Below are 12,409 nucleotides of genomic sequence, written 5' to 3' on the forward strand. Positions count from 1 at the left end.
TTATTTTACTTTAAAGTGACTATCATTTAATATTTTTATTTGTAGTGGAGTAGCAGTTCCTAATCGTTGATTTGTTATTGCATCATAATATAAATGTCCTCTTATCCAATCTGTACCACATAAATGTTCCGAATAGGTTGTAATTGTCCCATCATTAATAATCGTTCTTTCCACCCTCCAAACACTGCCTTGGCCAGCTCCAAATGGTACATCTGGTATTTCGGTATGTGCTCTAACTACATATTTAAAAGTATTATCTCTAAATTTAAAATAAACCTGTAAATATCCATTTGGCATTGATTTAGGTTTAGGTACAACTGAATTTGGTATTTCAATTGGACTGAATTTTCGTATAAAGCAAAAAGCTCTATATTGGTAAACAGATGGTATCCATTCCTCAGGAATATTTTTGAGTAATAATTTGTCAGCTTCAGATAATTTATTCCAATTTTTAAAAATGTCAGGTTTTGCTTTTATTTCCTTAATTAAGTTTGCAGATAAACTTGGATAATGTTCAAACCAAAGTATTTGTTTTTCTTTGGCTAACCACATAAAATTAGATCTTACAATCAAATCATCATAATATCTCTCCCATTCCTTTATAATATTAGGATTAGATTTAAAGTGTATCAAATCTGCATCACCAAATATATCTAAAAATTTTTGTTTCTTAGTAATTTCAATTGGTTCTAAAATGTTACGGACATTTTTTTCTTTATAAAATTTTATAAGATCAGCGACATGTTTGTCATTTGTTAAAAAACTAATGTATTTTCTTTCTGCTGTAATTTCATTGGCATAACATAATCTCCAATTTTCAATTGCTTTACCTTCATTAACATTAAATATTTTTCGTATTCCCGGATCTTCAAAGAATCCCAGATCTACATAAAAAGCATATTTTTCGGTACTGTTTTCAATTTGTCTGTATTTTTGCAGAATTTCAGATGCATCGTTGCCATAAGCTTCTAGTTTTTGAATCATTGTGTTTACAACCAATTCTTTACTTCCTGCTATATCTTTGACAACAAAAAGTGCCTGATCAAGTTGTTGAATTTGAGCCGTTGTCATTCCTGGTCTATAAATAGAAATACCAGCATCATTAAATTCTTGAACAACATTATTTAATTCAAAAGCAGAATTAGTGACTTTTGATTGCAATGCGGGCTTTCCTGACATTGAAAACATTGTGATCCAAAAAAGATATTCATTGGCTCTTTGTGCAACTTTTTTTGTTGTAGAATCGTTAGTTGTATTAATTGTATAATTATTTAACGCCATTGCATTAATGGCTGTAAATTCAACAGCATTTACAACTCCGCTTATTGCTTTCCAACTTAAAACAGCATCTGATGCCAAAACAGATTCTGCCGTTTGTAAAAACCTCATTCTAGAAAGATACCCTAAGTATTGTAAATCTGCTAAGGCACCTATACCTGTAAGGTTTAAAGCAATTTCGGCTGTAAGCATTACCCCAAAATCAATTTTTTTTAAGTTGCTATAATCTTCCATATAAAGCAATAAGAAAGCCGGTATTAAGTGAATTTTTTGGTCACCTAAGTTTTCTCCACCTTTAAACGTTTCAACTAAATCTAAATCAGGTTTGAGCCCCATAACAGTAATGGGTTGTAGAAATTCGTAAGTGCCATAAAATACTGGATCTGAATAATGATCTTGAAATCCTTTTCTTGATTCAATTTTATATTCATATACTTCAATTGATTTGCCAACCATTTTATAGCTATAATTAGTTGAGGTTTCAATTTTTGCTCCATTGCGCTTGCCTGCAACAGTTTCATAAATAATAAAAGGTGGGGCAGTAATGTTATTATAATATTTAGGGACTTTTATGCTGTTATTTGGGTCTGGATTATCTATTAACTTCATATAATACGATTCTTCATATACTTTACATTCATTCAATTGTTTAGTGTAAGAAGGATCAGGATATATAGGATTGTATGTTGAGAAATACCATGTTTTGTATAATAATATAATATACTTCATTCTATTATTATATGAATTCCAAAATCCAAATGTATATCTGGAATACCTGTCATCATCAATATCTTTATATAGAATTTCAAAAAGTGTGGTTTTTGATTCTACAGGATGTGGTCCTTTTCCTCCTTGTAATGTTATGTATTCATGAAAATTTACTAAATCTTTTAATAAGTCATTTCTATCAGAAGAAGAAACGGAAGGAAAAGTAAATGACTCAATTAATTTAAGTGCTAATGCTTCACCGCCATTCCGTTCGTTTAATGTTACATTCTGCTTACTTAAATTATAAAGTAACTCAAATTTTTCAATTGCAGGTACAGTAGCTAAACCTTCAGCAGATAAAACAGTTGCCAGCCAATAAAATTTATCTTTTGTGGAAGCATTTTTAACTAGAATTTGATTTGCATAGAAATTTTCGTAGTAAGAACGTAAGTTTGCTAAATAGTCTTCTAATATTTCTACAGTTGGGTTAATAAATATTGGACTTTCTGCCCATTCAAGAGATTGATGACTTAGGTACGTTTGAAATTCAGGTTCTGTTAGAAATTGAGAAAATAAATCTTTCCTTATAGAATTAATAAGAATCGCAATTTTAGCAATTATAAATGCTTTTTCTTGCTTATTATTTGTGTCTGGAGGTGTTACAAACCTCTCTATTTTATCAGAATAAAACTGCATAGCAGTACTCAATAATTGAATGTTTTCTACTTTTATTGGGGCTAATCCATTTGGCACTATGATTTGTAAAGTACCATAATAGTCTAAAACAGGAATATTAGGTTGATAAGTCCAATTATATGTTTCAATTTTGCAGAAATCAGTGTATGGTGAAACAACTTTTAATTTTTTAATAATTATTTCATCTTTTGCCGATGCTGGTTTAAAGTTATATTTATGATTTTTTAATTCATATAGTTTGTTTTTACCTGCAAGGTATTCTAAAAAAAACTGCTCCTCATAAAAACCATGATCAACATCCATATTTATTTGACCAAACAAATCAGCATCTCTAAAATCTTTTTCTTCTGTTTCTCTAAATTTTTTCGTAGTGCCATTAACAACAGCCTCAAAAGAATTTAAAAATCCATATATACTATATTTTGGGTTAATTATACCAGTTAGTTTAACAACCTTTCCTGATTTTAATATTGCAGCTTGTTCCATTATAAAGATAAATCTAAATCTAACATTAATTCTTTTCTTAAGTCCTCTTTTACATACTCACTATACCCTTTACTAAAATGATAGTTTCGATCAAGAGAATAAGCAAATACAGTATTTTCTGGTTCAGATAATTCTGTTTCACCATTTGTGTTTTCTGCTACAATAGCAACCTTATATTTTTGGTATGGAATATTTTCAAGAGAAATCAACTCATTTCCATCCTCAAACAAATCAATCAAAAACAAACGCGGATTTTTTGTGTCATCCGTAATTAATGCTTTAATAGCATCATTTTCTGCTTTCGTTAATCCCAAAATAATTTTATTAGGAGTAGAGCCATCCAGCGTTTTTAATTCCAGCCCGGTAATCGTTTCAGTACTGTCTGTAAACAGTTTCAAATTATAGTAATAAGGATCTGGCAATTGATAGGTTTTACTTTTTGTAACTGCACCGCTTGCAGAAGCCGTTGTTTTTGTATCTGGAGTTGTGCTTCCGGTTACAGAAACAGCATTATTCATAACATCTCCGGCTTCAGTTAAATAAGTAACTCGCGAAACCGTAGATGGTTCTTCAATTCCGGTTTCAATAATATCATTTACAGTAAGAGTTTGTACAATTGAAATTCCTTGCTGTTTTTTATCATAAAACTCATTGATAAGATTTAGTTTTTCAGAAGTCATTCTTGAATAACTGTCATCACCGTTTAATTTTAATAAAGGTTCTGCCTTTATTAAACTAAAAACATCATCAAAAAAGTTAGCTTGTCTGTATAAAATGACAAGATCTCCATTCTCATCTTGTGTTGTTCCAGCGGTATACATATTCACTTTTCCCTGATAGAGCAAAATATTAAGTGTTGCAATATTTTTCCCTTGATAAGCAGGAGTTGTAAGTTGAATTGCTGACGTTAAATCTGCATAATTTCCTTCTTCATCTGGCGGTAATAGCAAGCCATCGGCATTAATGAAATTATCTTTTTGTGCATTGGCAACTTCAGCAATCTGTCCGTAAAAGGCAGTATTGTTATTGTTATCGGTTGTAAATTGCAGATAAAGGTTATTTGTCGTAACTGTATTTGCCTGTTCTTGTTTATCAATTAAAATCGGCCAGCCATCAGTTCCATAAGTTACGGCTGTCATTGGGACAATTCCTTCTGAATTTGCTAATAAACCTGTTTTAAGATTTTCTGGACCATCGCCAATTTTGTAGTTTCCATAAAAATCATAACTGCGCGTACGATCACTCTGAATATAGACATACCAATAGTTTTTGGTGAAAAAATTATTGATAATGCTATTAAAAATTTCAACACCCTTTTTTGTTGTTTTAGTTCCTGCGCTGACAATATCTACTGAATCTTTAGGAACAAACAAACCATAAAAAGCAGCAATATCAATAAATTGAATACTTTGCTCCCTCTCTAATTTTTGTTTATAAGGAGTATCGCCTGTAACCAAAATTGAAGCAAATGCTTTACGAGCATATTTTAAATTAAAATCAAACTCGCCATTATTAAAATTATGTTTGTAATCGCCGTAATTTAGAACAACATCAATTCCGCATTCTCCCTGAGCAAATTTTCCCAACGATTTTCCTATATCAATCATAGGAAGTTCGAAATCGTCTGTTTCGTCGAAAGTATTATTCGCTTCAACAAATTCAGACTCTTTAAAAAAGAAACTAGAAAGTGGAATTGCTAATTCTGTTGCTTCCTCTTCCTCAGTTGGATTGTATTTATAACCAATGTATTTAGCAGCAAAATCTGGTTTTTGAATAGGGTTGTTTTGAGCATCTTTACGATTATCGTGAAAAGCATCAAAATCATCATTTATTTTATTGATAAAATCAGACGTTTGTTCTGTTTTCTGAATTATTTTAGGATTAGAACTCGCTGTGAAAAAATCACTTCTTTGCAATCCTCTGTAAATGAAATATTTGATATTTAATCCCGGAAATGGCTGTTTGTAAGGACGAAGAATAAGATTTACTTTATCAGGACTGCCTGTCTGAGGCTGCACTAAAACAACTCCTTTGCAGATTGCATAAGCCTTTTTGGGAGAAGCTAATGAAAATTTGGAGGTCAGGTTAAACTCGGTACTCGATTGAGGACCAAAAGCTTGTTCGCGGCTTTGCGTAAAGCCTCCTGACTCCACGAAAAAATGAGACTGTGAAGACATATTTAAATGAATTATTTAAAAGTTAATTTTAAACCATTAAAGGCTTATAGATTTTGTAGACGAATCTTAGAAGTAAAAAGACCAGAGCAATAAGAAGAATTCTGCCCAGCCAAATCTGGACCTTCTGCCAAAAAGTTAAGTAATTAACAAACTTGGTAACAGTAATCGTTTTTTCCTGAACATCTTTTACTTGTTTCGATTTCCAGAAAGCATAGAGTTCTTGTTCTTTTAAGTCACAATCAACACTGAGTTTATTGTTATCAAGTCGAACCCTTGGGCTTTTTAATGTACGCCCTGGTTCGGCCTGAATAACATTTTTAAGGACTACTTTTCCGTTAATACAGTCAAGCAATGCGTTATAAGAACTGCTGTCTTTGGCTATTTTAAAAACAGTATCGTGCAGTGTTTCTGTAATAGTAATAGTTTGAACTTTATTTTCGTTTTCAACAGGTTTTGGACTTCGGCATGAAATCACGATCAGAATAATGAAAAAAGGAAAAACAAAGCATTTTAGTTTTTTAGTCATAATTAGAGTTGGTTTATAAATTTAGTTTTGCAGACGTAAAAAGCCTTTTACGCTTTTTATATCACGTTTTCTTCTGGCTACTTTGTAGCCCTCACGGCCTCCGGCATCATTTGTGTTTCCTTCAATTGTGTAAATCGTGGTTCCGGTCACTTTTTCAACGAAACCCGTATGGCCTGCGCCATTATTAAAATCCATAATGAAAACATCTCCGGGCTGAGGTGTTTTTTTTACCAAAAGCGGTCTCGAATTATATTGATCCAAAACTCCGGCAGTTTTCTTTAAAGGATTTTTGGCATTAATCTGAAGCGCTGCTTTTTGCGTGCACCAGTAAACAAAAGCCATGCACCAGGCATATCCTTTTGATAGGCCAACGCTTCTTAAATAAATTTCAACTTCGGGGCCGGAGTTACTGTTTCTGGGAATTTCTTCGACACCAATTTGTGCCGTGGCGATTTCTAAGGTTTTTTGGATTAGTGTCATGAATTTTTTCCGTTAAGCTGTTTAAATTTTTGTAACTCATCAACCAGCTGCTGGTTGATAAGCATAAGTTCTTTGTGTTGTACTTCCATTTTTTTTATGGTATCTGTGGCGGCGGTCAGGCGAGCGGTAATGTCATCAAGAAGATCACGGTAATATTTTACAGCGCTTACTGCGTTGTCAAGTTCGGCGGCGCGGTCTTCTGCTAATGATTTTCGCATAGAGAAAAACCAGGTTATAAAAGCGGCAAAAAATGCCGTAAGAGAGGGGTATAGAAACTGTTCCATTGAATGTGTTAATGTTGAATGTTTATAAAAGTGATTTGGGGAAACACACAGCGTGCTGTTTTTTTTGGAGAAGGTGCAATCTTAATTTTTTGCAGTTAGATTCCTGCTGTCTTTTCCTTTTGTGATTGCAAAGATTGGGTAAAAAAAGCCCTAAAAAAAACAAATGCAAGGCGTACGAACATTAGTATTCTAGGGCTTTACATAGTTGTACAGAAAGCGAACAAAGCTCATTTTTACGAGAGTAAATGGCTCATCTTTGCACCATAAAAACAATGTTTTTTAGGAGCTCAAAAGATTTCGTTTTCCTTTTATAAGTATTAAGAAGACTTTTCCTGATTGCTCATAAGTTCTTCAATTTTTTTCAATTCTGAAGTAATAGGCGTACAAAGAATTTCATACAAAGTAGTTCGTGAAATGGGATAAACAGGATAAACATATTTACGCCATACTACCGTAGTCGGAATATCTTCCGTTTTGTGTTTTTGATACAGTTCTTTAACAAGTTTGTAGCGCAATAATTTATTTTTTTGAATTCCGAGGCTTCTGTTTGAGGATATAGGCATGATAATGATATTTATAGAGTGATAGAAAATGAAGAAAGATTTTTTGAAAAGAGAAGAATTATTAAAATGAAGATTTAATCATGATTAAGAATTATTTGAATACGATATAATGACATAAAGATTTACTGCAGCCAAACCATTTAATCTTTTTAAGTAATGGTTTTTCTACTTCAAATGCCATTTTTTTGAACCTCGTTCTGAGGTGCTATTTGTTAAAAATTATTTTTTAACAATTGAGGTCAGTACTCTTCCCATCATGATCTCGTTCCGCAGCTCTAAAGACTGGGAACTCTACAGAAAGAATGGTTTTTGGCTGCTTTTTTGGGTAAAAACCGCCCATCTTCGGTTCCTGTTTTCCTTCAGAAAGAAGCGAAAAACAGGAACCATTTTTTTATGTTTACTTAAGTTTTTATAATGTAGATTTTGAGGGATTTACTCAGCCTTTGTAAGTGGCAGTTGTGTGTTTTTTAAATCTCGGATTTTTAATTACGATGCTTTCATATTGATTAAAAGCCTGACGTTCTTTATTCGATAAATCATTTTTACAGTTCCAGTTACCAAGTCCGTCTTTAAAAATGATGTGTTCATTAACCTTGTAACTTTCGTGGTCAGTAATTGGCTTTATTTTTACGCTCATTTAAATATTGTTTAAAAATTATTTTGATTCTGAAATAAAACCATTCACGAAATAAAAGAATTGGCTTTAAGTTGGTTGCAATAAGCAGAAGAGCTAAAAGGGCCAAAGCGTAAATATCATTATTAGGCTGCATGACTTTGTTCGTTTTGCTGGTTAAAGAAATTAAAAGCATATCCCTGTAAAAAATCTACAGACGACATTGACAACGGAATATTGGTTTTTACACCATTTTCATCAATTCTGTTCGCCTCAATAAACCAGCTTGAGCGAATTGGTTTAAAAGAAGAAGCAATAATTTCAACACCATCTGTAAATTCTTCATTATTAAATTCTTTCGTTAATTTTTGAAGTTCCAAAACGCGCGAACCCTTTAAATTTCCTTTGGCATCTTTTTTTAATAAATTGAAAACAATTTTTACTAAAGATGCAGTTTCTTTACTGGTGGAAAGTGACGAAATATAGTTCTGCACTTTTTCGATACCAATTGTTACCGTATCGTCCCAGCCTTCATTAATACGATATCCAATTGTGATTTCTTCTTTATCATTAGAAAAAGTATGCGACATTTGCTTTTCTTTAAAACCATAAACCTGATTCTTTAAATCCAGAATAGTTTCAAATAATTGAAAAGTTTCTGTTTTTGCATTTCGCATCATTTCAGAAGTTTCGTATAATCTCGAAAGTGCTTTAGGAATAGTTTCGGCTACCAGTTTCTTATAAGCATCTCGTTCTTCATTCTTTTTATTTTCAATTCGGTTTAAAGCTTCTTTTAATTGCTGTGCAGAAAATTGAGATAAGTCCAAAGATGGGTTCATTGTGTTTGTTAACGGCGTGTTCATAATATTAGGCTTTTAGTTTTTATAATAATTTTAGTTATGCAATAAGATTTCTTCTTTAAATGGATCACCGTAATAAGGCTTAAAATTATAGTGATCAGCAAGTCTTAGTACTTCTTTTAATTTGTTTTCAATTGCTTGTGAAACGGGACGGGGAGAAGCGGTTTCATTGTCCAGAATATGCATCCATTGAAAACGTTCCTGATTAATGCAGATTCTTTCTCCGGGTGTAAAAGATTTCGATCTTTCAGAACAATATTGAAGTGCCAGATACAATTGTGCAATTCTTGTTTCGATTTGATTTCTACTCATGATTTTTATTTAATAAGGTTCGTAATTTTTTGATGTCAGATTCTATTAAGTTTCTCTCGGGACTGTTTGGATTTTCAATCAGCCAATTTTCCAGTTCCTGAATTTTTTCCTTGATTTGATTTGTTTCCATTTTTATGATTTAAGTAATGATGAATAAGGATTTTTAATTTTAATGATTAATATTACAAGTCATTCGTAGTTTTATTCTGATTTAGTGTAGTGCTGTGTTTTTCATTTTTTAGTAACTTAAATATCTTGTAATTAATTTAATATCAATAATTTATTCAAGTATTTTGTTTTGAATGTAGTTTGTGTACCGCATAAATTTGTATGTGTTTGACTTGTTTTTAATATTTATTTTTCTTTACTTTGCAAATATAATGTAAAATAATACATCAAAACAAATTTTTAACGTAAAAAAATACATCTTTTTATGGGGTCGACTGAAAGAATAAGAGAATACCTTGATTATAAAGGGATTACTAAATATAAGTTCTGCAATGATTTAGGCTTTTCTAATAAGTTTTTAGATAATAGCAGTAACATGGGGACAGATAAGGCATGTAAAATTTTACACTACTATCCGGAGATAAATTCTGAATGGCTTTTAACCGGAAACGGATCCATGATAAAAGAGCATAACACTAATATTGTAATTATGAATAATGACCGAAAAACAATCGATTCGCTGCACGTGAGTCAGGAAATACCATTATATGATTTGGAAGCTGTAGCAGGTTTAAGGGAATTATTTAGTAGTGGAAAGCCGCAAAGAGTTTTGGATACGATAAAAATTCCAAATCTTCCTAAATGTGACGGAGCGATTTCTGTTACAGGTGATAGTATGTATCCGCTTTTAAAATCCGGAGATATAATTTTATATAAGGAAACAGAATTTGATAATATCTTTTTTGGAGAAATGTACCTTTTAAGTGTCAAATTAAATGACTGGGAAGAATATATTACAGTGAAATATGTTCAGAAATCAGAACAAGGGCAGGAGTTTGTGAAATTGGTAAGTCAGAATTCACATCATCAGCCAAAAGATATACATATTTCAAAAATATCTGCGCTGGCCCTTATAAAAGCTAGTATTCGTATTAATACGATGATGTAAATTTACATATCACTATAAAAGTTAGCCTCTTAAATTATTGTATTTAAGAGGTTTTCATTTTTTATTCCATCAATAAAATGCAAATAGATCCTCTTCAAAAGAAAAAAATAACTACGCTCATTTTCTTGCGTTAGATTTATTTTGTAGTGTATTTGATATGTTTTTTCTAAGTTTAAGGTAGATAAACCTATTGTAATTTAGGAACGGCAAATGGATTAGTTAGTTATGAAGGATGATTTTTTGATAAGAAGCTGATTGTTAATTCGTTCTTTTGATAAAAAATAGAAAATTGTATTTTAAATAAATAATTGTAGCTATGAGAAAAATAATAATGCTGTGTTTGGCTTTTCTGATTTTTGGGAAAACGATGGCACAGGAAATTCCGTTACTATCTAATATTTCATCTCGAAATAACATCAACCTAAATGGAAAATGGAGTTATATTGTAGATCCACTCGAAAACGGATATTACGATTATCGTTTAATGCCTTTAAAAGACAATGGATTTTTCGAAAATAAAAAATTCAATACTACAGATTTAACGGAATATAATTTTGCTACTTCAGCCACGATGGATATTCCGTCTGATTGGAATTCAAAAGATCAAAGATTATTCTTTTATGAAGGAACGGTTTGGTTTCAGAAAGACTTTAATTATAAAAAAGATGCTCAAACCAAAGGAATTCTTCATTTTGGAGCGGTTAATTATGATGCAAAAGTTTATGTAAACGGAAAACTGGCGGGAACTCACGTTGGTGGTTATACGCCTTTTAATTTTGATGTAACAAATTTGCTGGTTGACGGAAATAACTTTGTTGTAGTAAAAGTAGATAACAAACGTCATAAAGATAATGTCCCAACCGTAAATATGGATTGGTGGAATTACGGCGGAATCACAAGAGATGTTACTTTGGCTCAGGTTCCGAATACTTATGTTGAAGATTATCTGGTTCAGCTAGATAAAAAAGAAAAAGGAAAAATTTCAGGCTGGATTAAGCTGAATAGTGAAACGGCCAATCAATCACTTTCGGTTTTTATTCCTGAATTAAAAATCAAAAAGACTATTACAACCGACTCAAAAGGTTTTGCATATTTCGAAATAAAAGCAAATCCGGTTTTATGGACTCCGGAAAAACCAAAATTATATGATGTAGTTATAAGTAAAGCAGATGAAAATATAAACGATAAAATTGGTTTTAGAACAATTGAAACTAAAGGAAAAGAAATTCTGTTAAACGGAAAAAAAGTCTTTTTAAGAGGAATCAGTATTCATGAAGAAGCGCCTTTCAGATCTGGAAGGGCATGGTCGCAGGAAGATGCGATTACGTTATTGACTTGGGCAAAAGAACTAGGTTGTAATTATGTTCGTTTAGCGCATTACCCGCATAATGAAAACATGGTAAAAGAAGCCGAAAAAATGGGATTAATGATTTGGTCTGAAGTTCCGGTATATTGGACAATTTCATGGACAAATCCTGATACATACGCTAATGCCGAACGTCAGTTGCACGATATGATCTACAGAGATAAAAATCGCTGTGGAATCGTAATTTGGTCAATAGCAAACGAAACGCCGCATGGCGACGACAGAGATCTTTTTCTAAGCAAATTAGCAAAATATGCCCGCACACAGGACAATTCTCGTTTGATTAGTATGGCGATGGAAGTGACTAAAAGTTCCAATAATATCAATACGCTGCAGGATAATATGAATGAATATGTAGATATTGTGAGTTTTAATCAATATTTAGGCTGGTATAGAGGAACTAATGAATCTTGTAAAGATATGCAGTGGGTAATTCCATATAATAAACCGGTTATCATCAGTGAATTTGGAGGCGAAGCTTTGCAAGGATTACACGGCGATAAAAAAGAACGCTGGAACGAAGAATATCAAGAAGAATTATATATTCAAAACACACAGATGTTCAATCGAATTGAAGGCTTAGCCGGAGTGTCTCCGTGGATTTTAGTCGACTTTAGATCACCAAGAAGACAATTGACAAACATTCAGGATTTCTTCAACCGTAAAGGCTTAATTTCAAGTAATGGAATTAAAAAGAAAGCTTTTTATGTGATGAAAGATTGGTACGCACAGAAAGAAGAGGAGTATAAGTAGGGATAAGTTTTAGATAAAGTTAAAGAGCCTTCAAAGTTAGAAATGATTTCGGAGGTTTTTTGGTTTTGAATAAATCCTAAAAGAGAAAAGATATAAAAAACAAAACCCCTAACATTTGTTAGGGGTTTTAAGTTCTGCGGAGAAAGAGGGATTCGAACCCCCGGACCTGTTACAGTCAACAGTTTTCAAG

Annotated in this window: 12 protein-coding genes; 2 read left to right on the forward strand and 10 right to left on the reverse strand. The window is 32.2% G+C overall.

All coding sequences use genetic code 11. The features are described from left to right. From ACODSB_RS21065 to ACODSB_RS21110, 10 genes are all read right to left on the reverse strand, one after another. Window positions 1–3,168: a hypothetical protein gene (locus ACODSB_RS21065; protein ID WP_488938469.1), complete on the reverse strand. Its 3,168-nt coding sequence runs from the start codon at window positions 3,166–3,168 to the stop codon at window positions 1–3. Further along, the gene (locus ACODSB_RS21070) at window positions 3,168–5,345 is read right to left on the reverse strand and encodes a hypothetical protein (protein WP_488938470.1); all 2,178 of its coding nucleotides are present in this window, start codon (window positions 5,343–5,345) and stop codon (window positions 3,168–3,170) included. The genes ACODSB_RS21065 and ACODSB_RS21070 overlap by 1 nt, the downstream gene beginning before the upstream one ends. Before the next feature lie 28 nt (window positions 5,346–5,373). After that, the gene (locus ACODSB_RS21075) at window positions 5,374–5,871 is read right to left on the reverse strand and encodes a hypothetical protein (RefSeq protein ID WP_488938471.1); all 498 of its coding nucleotides are present in this window, start codon (window positions 5,869–5,871) and stop codon (window positions 5,374–5,376) included. A gap of 21 nt (window positions 5,872–5,892) precedes the next feature. Beyond that, complete coding sequence (locus ACODSB_RS21080) at window positions 5,893–6,351, reverse strand: CHAP domain-containing protein (protein WP_488938472.1); 459 nt, start codon at window positions 6,349–6,351, stop codon at window positions 5,893–5,895. After that, the gene (locus tag ACODSB_RS21085; RefSeq protein ID WP_091290755.1) at window positions 6,348–6,635 is read right to left on the reverse strand and encodes a methyl-accepting chemotaxis protein; all 288 of its coding nucleotides are present in this window, start codon (window positions 6,633–6,635) and stop codon (window positions 6,348–6,350) included. The genes ACODSB_RS21080 and ACODSB_RS21085 overlap by 4 nt, the downstream gene beginning before the upstream one ends. A gap of 317 nt (window positions 6,636–6,952) precedes the next feature. After that, window positions 6,953–7,198: a hypothetical protein gene (locus tag ACODSB_RS21090; RefSeq protein ID WP_053471137.1), complete on the reverse strand. Its 246-nt coding sequence runs from the start codon at window positions 7,196–7,198 to the stop codon at window positions 6,953–6,955. A 436-nt stretch (window positions 7,199–7,634) separates the two neighbouring features. Next, complete coding sequence (locus tag ACODSB_RS21095; RefSeq protein ID WP_044047667.1) at window positions 7,635–7,835, reverse strand: hypothetical protein; 201 nt, start codon at window positions 7,833–7,835, stop codon at window positions 7,635–7,637. Window positions 7,836–7,957: 122 nt separating this feature from the next. Next, window positions 7,958–8,674 (reverse strand): DUF3164 family protein, encoded by a 717-nt coding sequence (locus ACODSB_RS21100; RefSeq protein WP_053471135.1) that lies wholly within the window; start codon window positions 8,672–8,674, stop codon window positions 7,958–7,960. A 30-nt stretch (window positions 8,675–8,704) separates the two neighbouring features. Then, on the reverse strand, window positions 8,705–8,983 hold the full coding sequence (locus ACODSB_RS21105; RefSeq protein ID WP_053471134.1) for a hypothetical protein: 279 nt from the start codon (window positions 8,981–8,983) through the stop codon (window positions 8,705–8,707). Further along, on the reverse strand, window positions 8,976–9,113 hold the full coding sequence (locus ACODSB_RS21110) for a hypothetical protein (RefSeq protein ID WP_157849152.1): 138 nt from the start codon (window positions 9,111–9,113) through the stop codon (window positions 8,976–8,978). Before ACODSB_RS21110 ends, ACODSB_RS21105 begins: the two co-directional genes overlap by 8 nt. A gap of 303 nt (window positions 9,114–9,416) precedes the next feature. On the opposite strand from ACODSB_RS21110, the gene ACODSB_RS21115 reads away from it, so the two are divergent. Together ACODSB_RS21115 and ACODSB_RS21120 are read left to right on the forward strand one after the other, a co-directional pair. Further along, a complete protein-coding gene (locus ACODSB_RS21115; RefSeq protein ID WP_488938473.1) occupies window positions 9,417–10,100 on the forward strand; it encodes a S24 family peptidase in 684 nt (227 codons plus the stop codon). A 316-nt stretch (window positions 10,101–10,416) separates the two neighbouring features. Continuing rightward, complete coding sequence (locus ACODSB_RS21120) at window positions 10,417–12,219, forward strand: glycoside hydrolase family 2 protein (RefSeq protein ID WP_488938474.1); 1,803 nt, start codon at window positions 10,417–10,419, stop codon at window positions 12,217–12,219. Window positions 12,220–12,409: the final 190 nt, after the last annotated feature.

The organism is Flavobacterium sp. FG68 (genome assembly GCF_057808895.1).